We start from the raw sequence: 21,300 nt of genomic DNA on the forward strand, positions 1-21,300 counted from the left end.
AAAGTCGATTGGTCAGTTTTAAGCTGATATTATTATACCAAAAATTACTTTTTCGTACATAGGCTTACGGTCGGAACATCGTCACCAGAGCGCGCTCCATATCCTGCTGCCAATATTTCCAAGTGTGCCTGCCATCGAGCTCGTGGAAAAAGTAGGTGAGCGGCTTCCTGTTGAGGACATCGCGAAGCTCATGATTCGGTGTCACAAAATCCTTCCGATCCCCATCGGTCGTCGGTACATCGGTTTCTTCATTTCCGATTGTATGGTAGATGGCGAGGGAGGAAAGATCCTTGCTGTTCTGGACTTTTTCCATTACACGTTCATTGACGAACGGCGACTGCATGATGACATTACCGAACGTGCTTGGATATTTAAGTGCTGTCATCAGGGACACTGTCCCGCCGAGCGAATCTCCCATCAGCGTGCGGCCGCTGCCCATATGGTAGCCCGGAAGCTCTTCATCGAGGAGCGGGGCGACCTCATTGACGAGAAACTTGATATAAGCGTCCTGTTTCTCGCCATTCGGGTGGTATTTGTCCTGACGGTCATATTTATCCTTATAATGAATGCCGACAAAAATGGTATCAGCAATCCGTTTCTTTTCATGGAGTTTATCGCTCAGCGTCGCGACCCGGCCCATTTGGAAATAGTCGTCACCATCCTGCATGATCGCGATATGATACTTATAAAGCGGCGAATAATTCTCCGGCAGATAAACCTTCAGGGTCAATGTTTCATCTAAATAGGAACTATTGATCTCGAAATCCTTGAACGTACCAGCACGTCCCAAAACGAACACCTCCAAAAAACGACAACTTATCTATAAATGTAACATACCCATTTTATCATATCATTTTCAAAAAAGTAGAACAGGTCTGACGATTGTCACAGAATTGAAAACTCCTCTACGGAAGTGCAAGGTCCCGGGGTTCCCGCGGAACGGAGGTTTTCTCGAAATGATAAAAAAATTGTCGATAAGTTATTGACACATAAATGAAATCATATTATATTAGTACATGTCCCATTCACGACAACTTCATCCCATGATTCCGTAGCTCAGCTGGGAGAGCGCCACCTTGACAGGGTGGAGGTCGTTGGTTCGAGCCCAATCGGAATCACTAAGTCTTAAAAGCCTCTGGCCGTTGATCCTGCAACGGTCAGGGGCTTTTTATTTTACCCTCGGTTACTGGCAGGTGGGGAGCAGCCGAGCTTTTACTGCCCTATCTTAATCATATACTGACTTAACACGTGCCTATACCTACCTAACTCGCAGAGATACCCAACATAACGACTTAACATCTAGGTTGAATTTCCATTCGTACAAGCAAATTTAATATTGAAATCTCAGTTTTTTATGTAATAATGGAAAAATACCTAAAAGTTGTTAGAAAATTGCATCAAGGAGGAATCGGTATGTCTGATACCAGGACGGCGTTGATCGTCGGCGGGGGGATTGGCGGGCTTGTGACTGCTCTTAAACTTCACCGCGTTGGCGTGTCAGTGCGTGTATTTGAAAGCGTAGAAACGATTAAGGCATTAGGCGTGGGGATTAATCTTTTACCTCATGCGGTGAAGGTTCTGACAGAACTGGGTCTGGATGATGAGCTAAAAGAGGCAGGACTTCCAACTGCAGAGCTGATGTATGTTAATAAATTCGGCCAGAAGATTTGGCAGGAGGACCGGGGCTTGAATGCCGGCTACAAATGGCCGCAATACTCCATCCATCGGGGACGTCTGCAGATGTTATTACTGAATGCAGTCAAACAACGATTGGGCGAGAATGCAGTACATACCGGTCATCATCTGACGTCATTTCAAATGTTTGGTGACAAGGTGACCGCTCATTTTGAAAATAAAAAAACGGGAAAACATGCCGGTACGTATAGTGCCGATACAATGATTGCAGCGGATGGCATCCATTCTGCCGTGCGTAAATTCTATTACCCTAATGAGGGAGAGCCGAAATTCAGCGGCAGGATTTTATGGCGTGGCATAACAGAATCTACTCCGTTTTTAACTGGCAAGTCGATGATTATGGCAGGCTATCAGGATCAGAAGTTTGTTGCTTATCCTGTTTGTCCTAAGGCTGACGAAAAAGGGCGCTCCCTGGTCAACTGGATTGCTGAACTTACGGTTGGTGATGAGCTGTTATCGCGTGCCGACTGGAACAGGAAAATAGATAAGGAGAAATTTGCCCCTCATTTTGCCGGATGGGATTTTGGCTGGTTGGATGTACCGCAGCTGATTGAGGAGACAGATGCGGTTTATGAATTTCCGATGGTAGACCGTGACCCGGTGCCTCGCTGGACATTCGGTCGTGTAACGTTGCTTGGAGATGCTGCCCACCCGATGTATCCGATTGGGTCAAATGGAGCTTCACAGGCGATTCTTGACGCTGATGCTTTAGCAAAGTCTATGGCAGAACAGCCGAATACAGAATCTGCTTTGCGGGCTTATGAACAGGAAAGACTGGAACCTACTTCGAATATTGTCCGGACCAACCGGCAAAACGGGCCGGAAGTGGTCATGCAAATTGTTGAAGAACGTGCGCCTCAGGGATTTAATCAATTAGAAGATGTAATCACTTATGAGGAACTAGCAGGAATCGCAAATAAATATAAGAAACTTGCCGGCTTTGACCGGGAGACTTTGAATAGTAAATAGGAGTGCAGTTATGATAGAACACATTGTATTAGTGAAGTTCTCTGAGGAAACCACAAAGGAACAAAAGCAGGAGTTGATCCGCCGGACACTTAATTTGAAGCATATCATTCCTGGGATTGTGGATATTCAGCAGGGACTCAATTTTTCAGATCGGAGCCAGGGATATGAAGTCGGGCTAACGGTGCGGTTTAAGGACAGGGAGTCTTTGGAAAACTATGGTCCACATCCCGCGCACCAGGAAATAGTCTCATATTTGAAGCGAATTGGTATGAAGGACAGTATCATCGTCGATTTTGAAATTTAAGCTTATTTTTTTATTCAGTTACTTTAATGCTTAAACGCGTTTTAGCTTTTAAGTATTAATTCGCACATCGCAGGGGGGATTTGATGAAAGCTTTACATGCAGGGCAGATCATTGATAACAGCCGCTTCCGTTCGTTTCATTCTTCTATTATTTTCTGGTGTTTCTTTATCATTTTGATGGATGGTTATGATGTAGTCATTTATGGCTCCGTTGTCCCTTCGTTAATGGAAGAGTGGAATATATCTTCCGTGACAGCAGGGGCAATCGGGAGCTACACCGCTGCCGGGACAGCTGTCGGGGCTGTCCTGTTCGGATTATTGGCAGACAAGCTTGGCCGAAAGAACGTAATCATCCTATGTACCGTCCTGTTTAGTTTATTTACCGCGATAGCGGCGTTTGCGACAGGTCCTGTGATGTTCACGGTATTCCGGGTGATTGCGGGACTGGGACTTGGCGGCGTGATGCCGAACGTGATCGCGTTATCCACGGAATATGCTCCGAAAAAAATCAGGGCTGCGATGGTATCGTTCATTTTTTGCGGGTACTCCATCGGGGCGATTGCGGCAGCGATGTTCAGTAAATCTATTTTGCCTTCACTCGGCTGGCAGCCGGTTTTCTGGATTGCCGGGCTACCGTTATTGCTCATTCCTTTTATAGCAAAAAGCCTTCCAGAATCCGCAGGCTTTCTATTAGCCAAGGGAAAGGAAGAAGAGTTGAAGAAAGTTTTGCAAAAAATAGAGCCGGGAGTACAGTTGGATGGCAGTACTACCTTTGTTAAGCCGGAACCTGCCAAGAAAGGATTGCCGCTGGTGAAACTTTTTGAAAACAAACGTGCCATCAGTACGATTATGTTCTGGATCTCCTGCTTTTCCTGTTTTGTTCTGATATATGCCATGAATACCTGGCTTCCGAAATTGATGATCGAAGCTGGGTACAGCTTAGGTTCTAGTCTGGTTTTTGTTGCCATGATGAATGTCGGTGCCATCGTCGGAACCATTATATTCGGACGGCTGGCAGATAAGTGGGGCTTTAAAAAGGTAATGGTGCCGCTTTATATTATCGGAGCGATTGCCCTTTCCAGTATTGGGCTGACGCAGAACATTTTACTGGCTTATCTGTTGATCGGAATGATTGGTGCTGCATCTGTTGGTGTGCAGAATATCAGCAACGCCTTCGTCTCGCAATACTATCCGCCTTCGATGCGTTCCACGGGGATAGGAGCCGCCATGGCATTCGGACGGGTCGGCGGCATCTTCGCGCCAACATTTGTCGGTATTCTACTGACTATGAATCTTTCCTCTCAAATGAACTTTACGATCATCGCCATGGCTGCCGTGCTCGGGGGCATCGCGATACTATTTGTTCAGGAGAAGCATGCGCATTATAGTGGGGAAAGCGAAGAAGCGGATGTGGATGCTGCAAGGGAGAAAGTAGTATAAATTCAATACAAATGAGTGAGCTGGGCTGTTGTAGCCCAGCTTTTTCATTTTGGTCATGTCGATATTATTCCAAGTAAGAAAATCCATAGTTAATGAAGTTATTGATCATCACGGCCATCTCTTTGGGGGAGCGATCCATATCGTTGGCGATCCAGTCTTTGATGACGTGGATGGCTCCGCTGATGACGAAGGTGCTCAAGTATTGTACTTCTTCCTTTTCCAAACGATTGTCGTTCATCCAGTTGTTCATCATAAAACCTCTGGTCAACTCCATCATTCTTTTTTCAAAGGTAGGGGCAGCGTCTTGTTTCAACAGGGTCTGGAACATGAATTTATTTTCAATCACATATTGCAAAATCTTCTCGGTCATCTGGATCGATTCTTCTTCGACGGGATAGTTGTAGCTATGCAGGTATTCATTCATATCTGCTGTAATTTCTTCTTCAATTTTACTCAGTAAGTCATAGTGATCGGTATAATGGGTGTAGAAGGTGGACCGGTTGATATCGGCGAGTTCGCAGATTTCTTTTACGGTGATGTCTGAAATTGGTTTCGTTGCCAGCAACGTAATCAGGCTGTCCTTCAATACTTTTCGCGTATATTTCTTCCGACGGTCCAGTTTTTCTTGCACAGGACACGCCTCCTTTTGTTAAATTTTTGTGACAATCCAACATAATCCAACGATGTGTTGGGGAACTGACAGATTTTATAAAACTGTTTGTTGTAAATCCAACACGGTGTCAATACAATATTAGAATGTGTAAAAGCGTTTTGCAAGAGAGGATGAAGCCTTATCGACTGGACATCACGAATCATTAAACATAAAAAAAGTATTGTCATTATATTTACGATTATTACATTGCTCAGTGCGGTAGCGCAGTTTGCCGTTTCGGTCAATTACAATATGGCAGATTATCTGCCCGATGATTCTCCTTCGATGCAAGCGGTGGATTTGATGGAGGAGGAGTTTGACGAACCGATTGCCAACGCCCGGGTGATGGTGAAGGATGTATCGGTAACGAAGGCGCTTGAGTATAAGAAAGAATTAGAAGCGATCGATGGGGTCAGCGGAGTGATGTGGCTTGATGATGTGGTAGATGTGAAAGAACCGCTGGAGGTAGCCAACGAAGATACCGTAGAAACTTATTACCAGGATCAAAATGCGTTGATTTCACTGAACATCCGAGAAGGTGACGAGGTTGAAGTGACCAATAAGATATATGATTTGATCGGAGAAGAGAATGCCATCGCCGGCGAAGCGGTAACGACGGCAACTTCCCAGCAAATGGCTGGGAGTGAGTCACTGAATGCGGCTGCTTTGCTCGTACCGATCATTATTATCATTTTGGTCTTATCTACGAATTCCTGGATGGAACCGGTGTTCTTTTTGATTGCGATCGGAGTTTCTATCGTGATCAATCTAGGAACGAATATTTTTATCGGGGAAATATCATTCATTACCCAGTCGGTGGCGCCGATTCTGCAACTGGCGGTTTCTCTGGACTATGCGATATTCCTGCTGCATAGCTTTTCCGATTACCGTAAGGATGTGGACGATCCGGCTAAAGCAATGCGGCTTGCGATGAAGCGGTCATTTCCGGCGATTGTCGCCAGTGCGTCGACGACATTCTTCGGATTTATGGCACTCACATTTATGGAGTTCGGGATCGGGGCTGACCTAGGTCTTAATCTTGTAAAAGGGATCCTGCTCAGCTTCATTAGTGTCATGGTGTTTTTGCCTGCATTGACGCTGATGTTCTATCGCTGGATTGACCGTACCAAGCACCGTCAGCTTGTCCCGGATTTTAAGAACGTCGGTACATTTGTGATGAAACTCAGGATTCCGAGTTTACTCTTGATACTCGTCCTGATTGTTCCTGCGTTTTTAGCTCAAAGTAATACGACTTTCCTATATGGCACAGGCGAGCATCCGGACAACACACGTGCCGGGCAGGATGAAGCGATGATCGAGGATACGTTCGGTAAAAGCATCCCAGTGGTGCTGCTTGTCCCTGAGGGAGACAGGGGAAAAGAGGAAGATCTCGTTGCAGAGCTGGAGGACCTTCCGAATGTTTCCAGTATCATGTCCTATGTGAATATGGTGAGCACGGCGATTCCACCGGAGTATTTGGAAGAGTCAATGAGAGAACAGTTTTATTCCGATGACTATGCCCGGATCACCCTTTATACAGAAACAGATGCGGAAGGGGACGCGGCGTTTTCATTGATTGAGCAGGTCAGGGAGACCGCAAACAGCTATTATGAGGATCCCCATCTCCTTGGGGAGAGTGTCACGTTGTATGATATGAAAAATACCGTGCAGCAGGATAACAAGCTGGTCAATTTACTGACCGTCATTACGATTGCTATTGTGCTGTTGATAACATTCCGGTCGGTTTCCATTCCAGTTGTGCTCCTATTGACGATTCAGACCTCGGTATGGATCAACCTGGCCGTGCCGTATTTCACCGATACGCCGCTCGTCTATGTTGGTTACCTGTTAATCAGTACGATCCAACTGGCCGCGACTGTCGATTACGGAATTTTATTCACAGAGAATTACTATACATTGCGAAAAGACATGCCGGCCATGCAGGCGATTAAAAAGACGATTGATGAGAAGATTTTTGCCATCTTTATATCGGCATCGATCTTATCCAGTGTCGGCTTTATCTTAGGAGCCACCTCCACCAACCCGATCGTATCGGCCATCGGACTTTTGCTCGGGCGGGGAGCACTGCTGGCATTCCTCATGGTTGTGTTTGTTCTGCCGGCATTACTGGTCGTGTTCGATAAAGTGATTGAAAAAACAACGTGGAAAGCAAACTTTTATAAGGAGAAATGATAATGAGACTGAAACGTATAACCGCGCTATTCATGTCAACAATGCTGGTATTGCCAACATTTCTCGTGTCAGCGGAAGCAGACGACGGTTCAGCTTCTGAGGAAAAGGCTCCCCAGGGGAAAGGGACCTATTCCGGAAAAAGTGAGGTCGTCTATGCCACGCTTAGCAGGTCCGGCGATCCGAAAGACATGTACGTCGTCAATAATTTTACGGTTGATAAACCAGGTAAAATGACCGACCATGGTCCGTATACCAGTGTCGAGAACCTGACCGACATGACGGACATGGAGAAAAAAGACGATCGTGTCACGTTTACCGCTAAAGAAGATGAATTTTACTATCAAGGAAACCTGGACGGCAAACCGCTGCCATGGAATATCGATGTCACTTATAAATTAGATGGAAAAGAAATCCCGCCTGAGAAACTGTTAGGAAAAGACGGCGATTTGGAGATTGAGATAAACACCTCAAAGAACGACAAGGGCGACGAAAGCTTTTTCAATAATTATCTCCTGCAAATCAGCCTGACTTTTGATTCTGCTAATTATAAAAATATTGAAGCGGAAGATGCGACTGTCGCTAATGCCGGGAAAAACCGGCAAGTGACGTTCACAGCGATACCGGAAAAAGAAGAGAGCTTCATGGTAAACGCGCAGGTGTCCGATCTCGAAATGGAACCGATTGAAATCGCAGCGACACCATCATCAATACCAATCGAAGAGCCAGATACAGAAGAAATGAAAAGCGAGATGCAATCTTTATCAGATGCGACCGCGGAAGTAAACCGTGGAGTCGGCGAACTGAAAAATGGGATGGCTGAGCTGAACACTGGGGTCGCACAGCTGTATGATGGTTCGGCTCAATATAAAAATGGCATCATGGAACTGAACAACGGGTCCGGAGAACTGGTCGATGGCTCCTCGTCTATTAAAGCTGCCTTGCAGCAAATGAGCGAGTCCGTCAGTGGGGGCTCCGGTGATATGAATATGAGTCAATTCCAGCAGCTGGAGGAAGGTCTTCGCCAGATTGCCGGTGGATTAAATGAAGCAGAAGCCGGCCTGACGACATTGAAGGATAATTACAACCAGGCTTACCAGGCACTGGACCAGACGATTGCTGCAATACCAGAGCAGAATGTGTCCGAAGAGGAAATTCAAGCGTTGTATGAAAGTGGCGCAGATCAGGAAACTGTCGACAAGCTGGTCGCCAACTATGAAGCAGCACAAACGACGAAACAGACCTATGCAGGTGTAAAAGAAGCGTTTGCCGCGGTAGATCCGACACTTAGCCAGGTATCCGGATCCCTTACGGAAATGAGCGGCAGCCTCAGCACGATGGCTGACGAGTTAAGTAGCAGTATGGAAAATATGGATATCGATGAATCTATGAATCAATTACAGCAAGGCCTGGAAAAACTATCCGCCAATTATAATAATTTTCACTCCGGCCTGACAGACTACACAGGCGGCGTCCAGCAGCTGGCTGGCTCTTATGAAGAAGTTCACGGCGGGATTGCCGGACTGACTGGTGGAACCGATGAGCTCGAAAACGGTGCAGCCGAACTGCATAACGGAACAGCAGAGCTTGCGGAATCAACGAGCAGCCTGCCGGACGAACTGCAACAGGAAATCGATGAAATGATCAATCAATATGATAAATCCGATTTTGACCCTGAGTCTTTCGTTTCTTCCGAGAATGAAAAAGTAGACAATGTTCAATTTGTTATTAAGACGGAAAGCATCAAGAAGCCCGACGAAGAAAAAGAGGAGCCGGAAAAAGAAGAAGAAAAGAATTTCTGGGACCGTCTGATGGATTTGTTCTAAGAAGTGGATAGCAGCCTTCTCTCGAAAGAGGAGGCTGTTTATTTGCTTTTGGGCTGCGTTGTCTCTTATATGAGAATTTTTTCTCGTAAATGGTTTCGTTTGTCTAATTTAATTTTGATTTTGTCTAATAAAACTTTGAAATTGTCTAATATGTGGTTCGATTTGGCTCATATACCGGGGGTGCTGTCTAATATATCACTAGATTGTCTCAAAAAAAGATCATTTTTAAGTTGTTTGGCCAGGGTCTTGAATCGGATGAAACTTAAGCCATGGTCATACGTACATATAGTTACAAAGGTAATAAAAGGAAAAGGGGAGTTGGATGCGCAAAATAATACTTGTTTCAATTTCTATCCTCGTGCTGACGGCGTGCGGGTTGGGTGAACAGTATGTGTACGAGGGAGAAAGCGACCACTGGGAAGCCAGCTTTACAGCATCTAAAGATGGAGCGGCCGTCACACGCGAGTTTGTACTCACGTATAAAGGTGAGCTGGAGGAACTGGCGGAGATCGATCAACTGCGCTATTCCTATGATGCTGGAAGGTTTGGCAATGAAACAGGAAAAGACTTCGGTGGCGACCCGCCTTCAGAGAAACAGTTTACTTCGAGAGATTCAGGGAACGGAAAGCTACTTATGAGCGGTGACGAGGTAATTGAGGTCAGCGTAAAATGGGGAGATCAGGAAGAGACAATGGAACTTCGAGGTGAATAAAGACTTACCATAATATGGAGGACCTGGGGTGTTTTCGCGCACACCCCAGGTCCTCCATATTATGGAATAAGGGTAAAACTTTTTTATTGAATTAGTAGCACTTTTTTCATGATTTTTTCTATAGGTGTTGTTTGTTGACACGTGTCGGTTATTGTAGATGAAAAAGGAGGGACCGATGCGTGCATCTAGAAAAGATTCGATCAAAGCAACTGCCGAAACGCCCGGTTGTCTACATGCCGGTCCGGTTATGTGAAGAGCTCGGGATTTGTGTCGGAGAGCGGGTAGATATTACTTATGATAACCAGCAGATATACATTGAAAAAGCATGTTCAGAAACCACACATAATAAACGCTATGTAACAGAGACGAATTCCATTAACATACCAAAGGAAATTGTAAGGGAATTAGGGATTGAACCCTATCACCCCTACAGTCTTTTTATCGATAATGAGAATGACAGATTCATAATATCTTTAGAAGATACAGAGGGATCCGAGTGATACACCGGTTCTCTTTTTTAATATAAGAGTTGTCAGGGACAGGAAGTGCAAGGTCTTTTAAGCGTTTCAAAATTGTTTAGTAGGCATTCGTTATTATCTAATTACGTATGGATCCTGTCTAGTATATAAACAGATTGTCTAGTAAATCTGAAGAGAAAATATGGAAATGTTTTCATATAAAACTTCATTAATTAACTTAATTATACTTATTCTTGGAGTACACTCGAATAAATATGGATTTTTTAATATAAAGATTATACGACAAAAAACCTGTCAGTATTACTGTTTCAGCGCTTATTCTGCAGGCAGACAGCCTTAAAAGATAAAACAATTTTCTAAATATTGTTGAAATTAGAAAGTAGTCTATGTATAATTCATTTTAAGAAAGCGTTTTCTTAAACTGCTTGAAATTCTATTCAGCCAAATGTGGAAACGTTTTTATATTGAATGGGCTGAATGGATAGATTGCTGAATAAAAGGAGGGGAAAGCTGCAACTGTCGTTGATCGCATGGCTAATTAAAAGGAGGTATGTGAATTGAATATGATGAAGAAGAACTCCAGTTTCATAGTTGCCATGATCCCGGCTGGGATTGCACTAAACTGGGTCGCAAACTCTATTGTTGAAATGTTGAAGCTTCCGTTGTTTCTAAATAATATTGGTACTGTTTTAAATGCTATTGTTCTGGGTCCACTGTGGGGTGGAGCTACCGCGCTTATGACAAACGTCATCCTGGCACTGATTGTTCGTTGGACATACATTCCATTTGCGTTAGTGGGAATACTTGTCGCCTTCTTATCTTACTTCTTTTATAAGAAAGGCTGGTTTAAAAAGGGGTGGAAAGTTGTTGTTTCCGGCGCGTTTACAGGTATTGTCGCTTCGGCATTAGCAACCGTTGTATCCGTTTATGTTTTCGGTGGATTTTCTGGACATACTGTCGATGTATTGACTGCAGGTCTAATTGCATCTGGGCAACAAATTTTCAACGCAGCCTTTATCGCCAACATCCCTGGTACTGTAGCTGACAAAGTACTTACATTCTGGATCGTCTGGATGATTCTGAAAATATTCCCGGTCCGCTTCCTGCCAAATGCGAAAGACATTCGCGAGAAGATTGGAATGGGAAAGAAAAATAATAGTGGAAAGAAGATTTCCGCATAAAAAAGAACATCAAATCAACATACTAATTGTGGGAGTAGTTGATTGATGCTCTACAAATTGCTTATCTATCATTCTATTAGAAACTGAATGGAAATTCAATGAATTGAACTTAACCTGGTGTGGTAGGGGGAGAAAAAAGATCCCTCTACCGATTCTGTAAAGGAGCGTTGTGTAATGAGGTTTGTCCGTTATAAAACAGACAAGGAATCTACGATAAAACAAGGCATTATATCAGATAGGTTAGTAAGAGAAGTCAGTGGTGATATCTTCGATGGGTGGGAGTTTACTGGAGATTCTTTCCCGGAAGACACCGTCAAATTGGCTGCACCACTTGCTCCTAACCAAATCATCGGGATTGGAGCCAACTTTGTAGCCAAGAAGGAAGATTTGCCGGAGAAAGGACCTGACATGCCAGTCTTTTTCTTTAAGCCAAATTCCTCGGTAATCGGACCGGGAGCAGATATCAAATTGCCCGCTTCCATAGAAGAAGCAAAATTTGAATCGGAGTTGGCCGTTGTTATTGGAAAGGAAGCTTCCGGAATCAAGGAAGAGGAAGTGTTCGATTATGTGTTTGGCTATACAATCGGTAACGATGTAACCGCACCGAAGTTTTTCCATGAGGACGGACACTGGACGTTAGGGAAGTCGTTCGACACGTTCACGCCACTTGGCCCGGTTATTGAAACAGAGTTCGATGTGCTGGCAGCCCGAATCGAAGCTGTTCATAATGGTGAGAAAAAGCAGGACAGCCCTACTTCTTTGATGATTGTTTCTATCCAGCGTATGATTGCTTATTTAAGTAATGTCATGACTCTTAAACCTGGTGATGTGATTCTTACTGGAAGTCCAGTAGGGGCAGAGTTTCTGAAAGAAAATGACGAAATTGCTTGTATCATAGAAGGGATCGGCACGCTCAAGAATAAAGTAAGCAAAGTAAAGCAGACTTCTGTCGTTTAAATTTATAGGCATATAAAAACGTTTCCACATACTTCCTCTAGCTGTTAGGGATTAATTCCTGAAAATTATAATGAAAATTTTCAGAAAAATATTGAATCGTTTGCCTAATAGCCGTATAATAAACCTTAAGTAAACGTTTTCAACTAGGTGCATAGAAAGAGTAAGAGAGAACTTTCTATTTATAGATATAAGAAAACGTTTCCACAAATTATTTGAGGAAGTGAAAAATGTGGAAAAGACAGTGACGATCAAAGATGTTGCTCGGAAGGCGAACGTATCAATTTCAACTGTTTCCCGAGTATTAAATAACAGTGGTTATACCAGTGCAAGTGTGAAAGAGAAAGTAAACAAAGCGGTGGATGAATTGAAATTTCAGAAAAACATGGTAGCAACCGCGATGATCAAGAAACAGACATCGACCTTCGGATTAATCATACCTGACATAAAAAACATTTTTTACGGGGAACTGACGAGGGCGATTGAAGACAAAGCCCATCAGCACGGGTTCAATGTCATCCTTTGTAATACCGATAATAATCTCGAAAAAGAAAAAGAGTACCTGAACTTCCTGCTCCGGAAAGGGATTGATGGAATCATCTTTTCCACACCGGAAATTAATGACAGGAATATCCGTGAAGTGATGAAGTCGAGACCGGATCTTCCGATGGTCATCCTTGGAAGTAAAGTTCAGAATGTCAGGCTTGATGAAGTATTAGTAGATAACTTCGATGGGGGCTATACAGCTACGGAGCATTTGATTGACTTGGGGCATGAAAAAATAGGATACATTGGTGGTCAACAGGATTCCTATGCTACAGTTGAACGTTTGAAAGGGTTCAAGGCTGCACTGGAAGAACGGGGGCTCCCACTGGATAAGAAACATGTTAAGCTGGATGAATTTAAGATTCATAGTGGTTATGAAAAAGGAAAAGAGATGCTTGCAAAGAAGGATCGGCCGACGGCGATTTTTGCAGGTAACGACGCAATTGCCGTAGGTGTTTATAAAGCAGCCCGTGAGTTGGAGATGAAGATTCCAGAAGATTTATCCGTTATTGGATTTGATGATTCCCAATTCGCCGAGATTGTCGATCCAGGTTTGACAACGATTCGGACGCCAATCGCTGAAATGGGGGAAAAAACAGTAGAACTAGCTGTTCAAATTATTAAGGAGAACAAAAATTTCAAAGAAAGCATCATGTTCCCGCCAACCTTGATAGAACGTGCATCGACTGCCAGTATCAAGAAGGTTCATTAAGCAATCACACGCAACAAGGCAAAAGGAGGAAAACATATGAATAGTTTGTACATGCCGAAAGATAGTTTGATCCATAGCCTGGACCCACGGACAAAGATGTTGTTTGTTGTATTTGTTGTCGCAAGTTCGTTCATCCTTAATGATCCTGCCTTACAGCTTGTTTTTCTGGTAGCACTGTTTCCATTGGTAGTCTTGGCGAAAGTGGTGAAACCCTATCTCATCTCGATCCAGTTTTTACTGCTGTTCGCTGTACTGATCATGACCGTGCATGGTATCTATAATCCGATTGGAGTGACTCCGGTTTTTGAAATATTCGGAGGCCTGACATTTAAATATGAATCGATGGTCTACGCATCGGTCATGTCCTTCCGGATCCTGGTTATCGGTACTGCCGCCGTGTTATTCGTCATGACAACCCACCCATCCGATATGGCGTCGGCACTTGTAAAGTGGAAAGTCCCTCACTCGTTTGCGTTTATATTATTATCGACCTTTCAGATCATCCCCATCATTGCCAGGGAAGCCAAAATCGTCATGGAAGCCCAGCAGGCAAGGTGCCTAGATGTAAAAGGAAGCCTCATACAACGGGTTAAAAATCTGGTTCCGATGTTCGCCCCTCTTTTTATTATTACATTCATGAAAGTGCATCAGCTATCTTACGTGTTGGAATGCCGCGCATTCAGTCGTAAGGGAGAAAAGACAAGCCTTCGCGAAACGAAAATAGGTTCACTTGACTATACCTTCCTATTAGGAATGCTTGGTTTCCTGGCTTTTGAAATCTATCTGAAATTGTTCATGATGGGCTCATTACAACTTACGACTGATGCTTTACTCACGTACTCATTGTTTGGAACATGGATCGTATTTGGGTTTATGATTATCAAATTTGTGGTGAAACAATTTCAGGGAAAGATCGGAGGGGCTAACTGATGGCGGCAAAAGCAATTGAAGTGAACAATCTGACCTTCAGCTATCCGGACACCGATGAGCCGGTACTGAAAGATATCAATTTTTCCATCAACCATGGCGAAATCCTCGGGATCATCGGACCAACAGGAGCAGGAAAGTCAACGCTCGCCATGTGTGTGAATGGACTGGTACCGCAAGTCATCAATGGCGAGATGGAAGGAACGGTAAAAGTAAATGGCTCTAAGGTAAGTGAAAGTTCGGTTGCCAAAATGTCCGAGGAGGTCGGTTTCGTTTTCCAGGAACCCGAGAACCAATTGAGTCAGATGACAATTGAAGAAGAAATCGCCTTCGGGATGGGAAATCTCGGAGTGCCAAGAGATGAGATGCTTGGCCGGATCACGCACGCCCTTGATCAGGTCGGTTTGACCGGTTTTGAAAAAAGAAGCCCGCTGGCTTTATCAGGCGGACAGCAGCAAAGGCTTGCGATTGCCGCCGTGCTGGCAATGCGACCGTCGATCATGATTATGGATGAGCCGACTTCGATGCTTGATCCGAAAGGAAAGAATGAAGTGTACGACGTTCTGAAAAACCTGAAGGATTATGGGATGACCGGCATCATCATCGACCATGAAGTAGAGCGAATCGCAGCATACTGCGACAAAGTCCTTGTTTTGCATGAAGGAGAAGTTCAAATGTTCGCTCCTTCTGATGAAGTATTTACGAATATTCGGCAATTGCATGAACTGACGCTGAATGCTCCTCAAGTTACGGAGTTTCTGGCCAGCTATAACCAGACTTTTGGCAAGGATGTAAAGTTGTCTACGACATTAGAAGAATCCGTTAACAATTTTGAAAGCGCATGCAAATAAACACATGGAGGTGAAGCGAGTGGAACCATATATCTCAGTGAAAAATGTCTCTCATAAGTACCCGAATGGAGTGACTGCCATCAAAGATATCAACCTCGACATCCACGAAGGAGAAGTGGTCGCTATCCTTGGCAGTAACGGATCCGGCAAAACAACACTCGTCAAGCATTTCAATGGCCTGCTCAAACCAACCAAAGGTGAGATTACGGTAGGTACGATGAATACTAAAAAAGAGAGGATTTCGAAACTGTCGAGCCAGGTCGGGTATGTGTTCCAAAATCCCAATCACCAGACATTCCTTCCATCTGTCAGGCAAGAATTGGCTTACGGCTGTAAAAATCTGAAGATGGCAGAGGAGGACATCGAAACACGAGTCCAGAAGGCAATCGACCTTTTTCAGCTGAAAGAGCGGTTGGATGATAACCCATTTGATTTGAACTCGAGCCAGCGTAAAGAAGTAGCGATGGCATCAATCATGGCGGTATCACCGAAGGTAATCGTTTTGGACGAGCCGACAACCGGACAGGATCATAAAGGGTGTAAGCGGGTGCTGGAACTTGTACGGATGTTTAAGAGAGAAGGGCATATCGTCGTACTCATCACTCACGACATGCACTTGATCGGTGAACTGAATTGTCGGACGGTCGTCATGAATCAAAGTGAGAAAATCGCAGATGACCACGCAAGTGTTGTGTTTTCTGATAAAGGGATTATGGAGGAAGCCGGACTGCAGCCCCCTCAAATAACCCAGTTTGCCAATCAAATTACCAGCTTTGATGAAACGAAAACCTATTTGACCGTCGAATCAATTATTGAATGGATGAAAGCGAATAAAGAGGAGGATGTAAAAGTTGGCACAGGATCTTAAATGGAAAGCTAAAGCAGATCGACCAGAAAACGCGGATCAATCACAATACCATATTCGCTGCCGCCCGGGCGATGTAGAAAAATACGTATTACTTCCGGGTGACCCGGAGCGAGTCGGACAAATGGCGGCGTTATGGGAAGAAAAACGACATGTCGCCACCTATCGGGAGCATGTGACCTATACCGGGAAAGTTGGTGGCGTTGGCATCTCAGCTTGTTCGACAGGGGCAGGGGGGCCATCAACCGCAAGTGCATTAGAAGAACTCGCCGAAATTGGCGCCGAAACTTTCATTCGCGTCGGTACTTGCGGGGCCATGCAGGAAAACATCGAACCAGGGGACTTGATCATCTGTGCCGGAGCGGTCCGTTATGACGGGACGAGCGACCAGTACGTCGATCATAAATATCCTGCCATCGCGAACCAGGAAGTTGTGATGGCCCTAATCGAAGCGGCAGAACGTATTGGGGCAACTTATCACGTCGGAATCGGATATACCGCAGCATCCTTCTTCTGCGGGCAGGGCAGACCTGGGTTTAACAACTACAGGCAGAGCTGGATGGAGACCATCATGGAAGATATGCAAAAAGCCGGCGTTTTGAATTTTGAGATGGAAGCATCCACAGTGTTGACACTAAGCAGCCTGTTCAACTTGAGAGCCGGGGCTGTATTTACCGCAGTAGCGAACCGGGTGAAAGATGAATTTGAATATAAAGGGGAAGGTGTAGCCCAATCGATCGCTGTTGCTACAGAGGCGACAAAGATTCTCAATGAGTGGGATGAATTGAAAAAGCGCTCAGGAAAACCTTACTTTTTCCCATCATTATTACAGCAAGCCCAAAAATAGATGACGAGGAGGAATACTATGAAAATCGGTATTGTTGGAGGTACAGGGTTTTATAATTTAGTAGATAATATGAAAGAAAGAACGGTAACGACAGAATACGGGGATGCCGTCGTTTATGAAGGCGAACATGCCGGGAAGGAAATCTACTTTTTGCCAAGGCATGGCAAGACTCATGACAGCCTGGCCCATCAGATCAATTATCGTGCAAACATGATGGCGCTGAAGCAGCTCGAAATTGATCACGTCATTGCGATGTGTGCGGTCGGATCCCTGAATCCGGAAATACCAGTCGGGAAGCTGGCACTGCTTGATCAGTTCCTCGATGCTACGACGAATCGCATCAATACTTACGATAAATATTCCGTAGAGATTACGCAGCCTTATTGCCCTGACCTTAACCAGACGTTTAAGAATGCAGCGGAAGCCTTGGATATCGACCTGGTACCAAAAGCCAACTATGTCTGTGTCGATGGACCGCGTTATGAAACAGCACTGGAAATTCAGTTATATAAGCAATGGGGAATGGATGTCGTCGGGATGACGAATGCAACTGAAGCTATTTTAGCCCGTGAGCTTGGGCTGGCCTATGCTGTAGTAGTCATCTCTACTGATCTCGCGGCTGGTACAACCGATGTTCCACCTGATCTTGATACCCATAAAAATGTTGTGAAAGATAACCAGGAAAAAATCAAGGATCTATTCCTGAAAACAGTAGAACTGGCAACTGCTGACAAGCCATCGATTGCCCATGAAGCATATGAACGGGCACTGGCAGCGCGGGCGGCAAAGCTTAAAAAAGCACAAGTAACAAACGCATAAGGATGATGAGTGTTCTCATAAAAAATGCGGAACTGGTAACGATGGAAGACCAGCGGGTGATAACTGGCAGTCTGCTGATAGAAGGCGGAAAAATAAAGCATATTTTTCCAGAAGGAGAACTGCCAGATTCCTGTCTCGCAGAGGAAGTGGTTGATGCCGATGGGAAGTTAGTGATTCCTGGCATGACCAATGCCCACTATCATTCCTATTCCAATCTATTAAAGGGAACGGAAAGCAGCTATCCGCTTGAACTCTGGTCACTGTATACCATTGCTTTTGGACACTCGCTGTCAGATGAAGATATTCATGATGCTGTCCTGTTGGGTGCCGCGGAGATGATCCGAAACGGCATCACAGGCTGTATCGATCATTTCCCGCATTTTCCGAAAGCAGAATCCGCACTGGAAGCTTATCGAGAATCCAATATGCATGTCGCGTTCGCTCCGATGCTGCACGATATACAAGATCACGACTTTTTACAGATAGATTTCCCAGATAGGATAAAGCAGAAGCTGGCTGCTTCGAAACCGCCGACACCGGAACGTATGAAACATTTTTATGAAGGTTTAATCAGGCGGTGGCACGGAAAAGACGAGCGGATTCATATCATGATTGGTCCGAATGCGCCACAGCGGTGCAGTCGGGAGATGCTTCGGTTATCCCGGGAACTTAGTGATTTATACGCTTTGAATGTCCATACCCATCTGCTGGAAACATATCTCCAGCGCGACTACGGTATGAGGACCTACAAAAAGGGTATAATCGGTCATCTTGATCGTGCTGGGTTGCTGAATGAGCGTTTATCTGCTGCCCACGCCGTCTGGCTGGCACCAGAAGAAATCGATTTGTTAGAAGACCGTGGAGTATCGATCATCCATAACCCTGCCAGCAATAAAATTCTTGGAAGCGGGACAGCACCGATTATGACCTATATGGAAAAAGATATGCCCGTGAGTCTTGGCACTGACGCCAGCAACTGCGGGACGAGTCATAATTTATTTGAAATGATGAGGCTGGCGCTAATGATGCAGCGAAACAATGCTTCCGAATATAAGTGGTGGCCGAGTGCTCACAACATGCTTGAAATGGGAATCATCCAGGGAGCGGCGTTACTTCCAGGCAAGCGGGGGAAAATTAAAGCCGGTTATGAAGCCGATCTTGTTTTTCTTAATAAAAACACCCCTGCCTGGGCGGCTGCTAATGACGTTCATGAGCAGCTTGTCTTCCATGAGAATGGGCAATCGATTGAGTCGGTGATGATTAAAGGAAAATGGGTCATGCGCGATCGTAAAATCCTCTCGTTTAATGAAAATGATGTGATTAACCGGGTCCGGAGGCGCTCACACCACCGCCTGGAAAAAAGCGCAGAAGCCCTAAGATTTGCAGAGGAACAGAAACCGTTTTTTGAAGCGATTTATAAATGAAGAGGAGGAATTCACCATGTCACTAGATTTGTTGAAAAAAGAATTAGAGTACGTCTCTCATAAAGTCTATCAAAAAGGCTTTACCCAGGCGACGGGCGGCAACATTAGCGTAAGAATTCCTGGTACGGATAACGTTTTAATCAAGCGAAGCGGTATCAGTTTAGGGGAAGTTAGCCGCGAAGATGCACTAATCGTCAACATGGAGGGCGAAGTGATCGAAGGGCAGGGAAAGCCTTCAAAAGAAATCGGCTTTCACTTAGGCATCTATAAAGTACGCCCCGATGTAAATGCTGTTGTTCACTGCCACCCGAATTATGCCATCGGCTATGCCTGTCTTGGCATGGAACTTCCACTTCCAACCGTGACCGCGAGAAAGCTTCTCGGACATGTTCCGGTTGCGGATGTTGCGCCATCTGGCTCAAAAGAACTGGCTCAGCATGTCACAGATGTGTTCACCCAGTACCCGGATATTAAAATCTCTTTGATGAAAGATCATGGCGTCTGCTCAGTAGGTCCGACTCTCGAGGCTGCTTATAATGTTGTAGACCTTGCGGAAGCCACGGCGAAACAAGCGTTCATTTTATCGCAGCTACAGGCGAATGTAGCAGTTACCAGCTAATAACGAGGGAGGAATACGATGCGACTAATCGAAGAATTAGCCAACCGTCACCGGGAATCGGAGCTTGCTTTGCCGATCTGGTTTGAAAATGGAAGATTGAAACTACTTGATCAATTAAAGCTTCCTTTTGAAGAGGATATCCAATCAATCGCATCCATAGAGGAGCTGGGCGAGGCAATCCGTTCGATGATGATTCGTGGCTCAGGAGCCATTGGATTATGTGGAGCTTATGGTATTTACCTGGCAGCTTACCAGTCAAAAGGGGACGTAGAGAAGATCCGCCAGGCAGGTGACTTGTTGAAAAGTACTCGCCCGACTGCGGTTAATCTCATGAAGACAGTTGATGAAATGGTAGCCACAGCTTCCTCTGCACAGGGGGATGTAGTGGAAACCCTTGAACAAAAAGCGGTAGAAATCATTGAGCGCCAGCTGGAGTTCGAATACCAGCTCGGAAAATACGGTGCTGAACTGATCGAAGACGGCGATACTATTATGACCCACTGTCATTCCGGAGCACTTGGAGGCGCCGGTTATGGCGGCAGAGCTTTATCAGTCCTCCGGGCAGCCCATGAACAAGGGAAGAATATCCATGTATTCACCTGTGAAACCCGTCCCTATCTTCAAGGAGCCAGAATCACAGCCTATGAGCTGAAAAAGTTCGGCATCCCGCATACATTGATTACCGATAACATGTCCGGGTTCTGTATGAACACCGGTAAAATAGATAAAATCGTAGTTGGATCCGATCGGGTATCTGCGAATGGCGATCTTGCCAATAAAGTAGGCACCTATATGCATGCGCTCGCTGCCAAAGAAAACGGCATCCCATTCTACACGGCTACCTCCAGTCACACGATTGATTTTGATACACCATCCGGGGATGCCATTGAAGTAGAAATGCGAAACGCCGATGAAGTAACCCAGATCAAGGGAGTACGAATCGCTCCTGAGGGTACCAGTGCGCTGTATCCATCCTTTGATATTACCCCGAATAAGCTCATTTCGGGTATCATAACGGAAAAAGGCGTTATCACTGCCCCTTTTGAACAAAATCTAGGCAGATTGAATGAGAAAGTGAACGTATAATCTGGAAGGAGGGCTGCCTGATGGTAAGAGAAGCGGTACTTGCTTTGATCGCCGGAATCTTCATTGGTATCGTCTTTAAATTGATAAAACTTCCCCTGCCGGCACCTCCTGTACTCGCCGGCGTGCTGGGTGTAGCAGGGGTTTATGTCGGGGGAAGGATTGTCGAAGCTTTTCTAGTAAGGTTTCATTAGATTTTTAAAAGG

At 45.0% G+C, this 21,300-nt stretch carries 21 protein-coding genes and 1 tRNA gene; 20 read left to right on the top strand and 2 right to left on the bottom strand.

From position 1 onward, the window contains the following. Window positions 1-64 precede the first annotated feature (64 nt). Entirely contained in the window at window positions 65-790 is a 726-nt protein-coding gene (locus B9Y67_RS12330) for an alpha/beta hydrolase (protein ID WP_085507005.1), read from the bottom strand. A 255-nt stretch (window positions 791-1,045) separates the two neighbouring features. Between B9Y67_RS12330 and B9Y67_RS12335 the strand changes: the two genes are divergently transcribed. The 4 genes from B9Y67_RS12335 to B9Y67_RS12350 all read left to right on the top strand — a co-directional run bounded on the left by B9Y67_RS12335 (window position 1,046) and on the right by B9Y67_RS12350 (window position 4,407). Then, window positions 1,046-1,118 (top strand) — tRNA-Val (locus B9Y67_RS12335). Between the two features lie 295 nt (window positions 1,119-1,413). Beyond that, a complete protein-coding gene (locus tag B9Y67_RS12340; protein WP_085507006.1) occupies window positions 1,414-2,664 on the top strand; it encodes a flavin-dependent oxidoreductase in 1,251 nt (416 codons plus the stop codon). 10 nt (window positions 2,665-2,674) lie between these two features. Next, window positions 2,675-2,968, top strand: coding sequence for a Dabb family protein (locus B9Y67_RS12345; protein WP_085507007.1), 294 nt, complete (start codon window positions 2,675-2,677; stop codon window positions 2,966-2,968). An 83-nt stretch (window positions 2,969-3,051) separates the two neighbouring features. Next, window positions 3,052-4,407, top strand: coding sequence for an MFS transporter (locus B9Y67_RS12350; protein ID WP_085507008.1), 1,356 nt, complete (start codon window positions 3,052-3,054; stop codon window positions 4,405-4,407). Window positions 4,408-4,471: 64 nt separating this feature from the next. Here B9Y67_RS12350 and B9Y67_RS12355 read toward each other — a convergent pair whose 3' ends face one another. Beyond that, window positions 4,472-5,038, bottom strand: coding sequence for a TetR/AcrR family transcriptional regulator (locus tag B9Y67_RS12355; RefSeq protein WP_085507009.1), 567 nt, complete (start codon window positions 5,036-5,038; stop codon window positions 4,472-4,474). A gap of 273 nt (window positions 5,039-5,311) precedes the next feature. On the opposite strand from B9Y67_RS12355, the gene B9Y67_RS12360 reads away from it, so the two are divergent. From B9Y67_RS12360 to B9Y67_RS12435, 16 genes are all read left to right on the top strand, one after another. Beyond that, a complete protein-coding gene (locus B9Y67_RS12360; protein WP_254901795.1) occupies window positions 5,312-7,252 on the top strand; it encodes an efflux RND transporter permease subunit in 1,941 nt (646 codons plus the stop codon). A 2-nt stretch (window positions 7,253-7,254) separates the two neighbouring features. Further along, complete coding sequence (locus B9Y67_RS12365; protein WP_254901796.1) at window positions 7,255-9,075, top strand: YhgE/Pip domain-containing protein; 1,821 nt, start codon at window positions 7,255-7,257, stop codon at window positions 9,073-9,075. Between the two features lie 322 nt (window positions 9,076-9,397). Further along, a complete protein-coding gene (locus B9Y67_RS12370) occupies window positions 9,398-9,787 on the top strand; it encodes a hypothetical protein (protein WP_085507012.1) in 390 nt (129 codons plus the stop codon). A 179-nt stretch (window positions 9,788-9,966) separates the two neighbouring features. Further along, window positions 9,967-10,287 (top strand): hypothetical protein, encoded by a 321-nt coding sequence (locus B9Y67_RS12375; protein WP_085507013.1) that lies wholly within the window; start codon window positions 9,967-9,969, stop codon window positions 10,285-10,287. Window positions 10,288-10,823: 536 nt separating this feature from the next. After that, a complete protein-coding gene (locus B9Y67_RS12380) occupies window positions 10,824-11,447 on the top strand; it encodes a hypothetical protein (protein ID WP_085507014.1) in 624 nt (207 codons plus the stop codon). Window positions 11,448-11,621: 174 nt separating this feature from the next. Beyond that, window positions 11,622-12,404 (top strand): fumarylacetoacetate hydrolase family protein, encoded by a 783-nt coding sequence (locus B9Y67_RS12385; protein WP_085507015.1) that lies wholly within the window; start codon window positions 11,622-11,624, stop codon window positions 12,402-12,404. A gap of 229 nt (window positions 12,405-12,633) precedes the next feature. Beyond that, window positions 12,634-13,659: a LacI family DNA-binding transcriptional regulator gene (locus B9Y67_RS12390; RefSeq protein ID WP_139823794.1), complete on the top strand. Its 1,026-nt coding sequence runs from the start codon at window positions 12,634-12,636 to the stop codon at window positions 13,657-13,659. 36 nt (window positions 13,660-13,695) lie between these two features. After that, on the top strand, window positions 13,696-14,589 hold the full coding sequence (locus B9Y67_RS12395) for an energy-coupling factor transporter transmembrane component T family protein (protein WP_085507017.1): 894 nt from the start codon (window positions 13,696-13,698) through the stop codon (window positions 14,587-14,589). Beyond that, window positions 14,589-15,437: an energy-coupling factor ABC transporter ATP-binding protein gene (locus B9Y67_RS12400; RefSeq protein ID WP_085507018.1), complete on the top strand. Its 849-nt coding sequence runs from the start codon at window positions 14,589-14,591 to the stop codon at window positions 15,435-15,437. The genes B9Y67_RS12395 and B9Y67_RS12400 overlap by 1 nt, the downstream gene beginning before the upstream one ends. Before the next feature lie 19 nt (window positions 15,438-15,456). After that, entirely contained in the window at window positions 15,457-16,305 is an 849-nt protein-coding gene (locus B9Y67_RS12405; protein WP_176223991.1) for an energy-coupling factor ABC transporter ATP-binding protein, read from the top strand. Beyond that, entirely contained in the window at window positions 16,289-17,149 is an 861-nt protein-coding gene (locus B9Y67_RS12410) for a nucleoside phosphorylase (RefSeq protein WP_085507020.1), read from the top strand. The genes B9Y67_RS12405 and B9Y67_RS12410 overlap by 17 nt, the downstream gene beginning before the upstream one ends. A gap of 18 nt (window positions 17,150-17,167) precedes the next feature. Further along, a complete protein-coding gene (locus B9Y67_RS12415) occupies window positions 17,168-17,968 on the top strand; it encodes an MTAP family purine nucleoside phosphorylase (protein ID WP_176223992.1) in 801 nt (266 codons plus the stop codon). 5 nt (window positions 17,969-17,973) lie between these two features. Beyond that, window positions 17,974-19,392, top strand: a complete 1,419-nt coding sequence (locus B9Y67_RS12420; protein WP_176223993.1) for an amidohydrolase family protein — start codon at window positions 17,974-17,976, stop codon at window positions 19,390-19,392. A gap of 16 nt (window positions 19,393-19,408) precedes the next feature. Next, entirely contained in the window at window positions 19,409-20,011 is a 603-nt protein-coding gene (locus tag B9Y67_RS12425; protein WP_062444541.1) for a class II aldolase/adducin family protein, read from the top strand. An 18-nt stretch (window positions 20,012-20,029) separates the two neighbouring features. After that, window positions 20,030-21,097: an S-methyl-5-thioribose-1-phosphate isomerase gene (mtnA, locus tag B9Y67_RS12430; protein ID WP_085507023.1), complete on the top strand. Its 1,068-nt coding sequence runs from the start codon at window positions 20,030-20,032 to the stop codon at window positions 21,095-21,097. Window positions 21,098-21,117: 20 nt separating this feature from the next. Further along, complete coding sequence (locus tag B9Y67_RS12435; RefSeq protein ID WP_062444545.1) at window positions 21,118-21,288, top strand: DUF1427 family protein; 171 nt, start codon at window positions 21,118-21,120, stop codon at window positions 21,286-21,288. Window positions 21,289-21,300: the final 12 nt, after the last annotated feature.

The sequence above is a fragment of the Thalassobacillus devorans genome (genome assembly GCF_900176565.1).
In the GTDB taxonomy this organism is placed as follows: domain Bacteria; phylum Bacillota; class Bacilli; order Bacillales; family Halobacillaceae; genus Thalassobacillus; species Thalassobacillus devorans_A.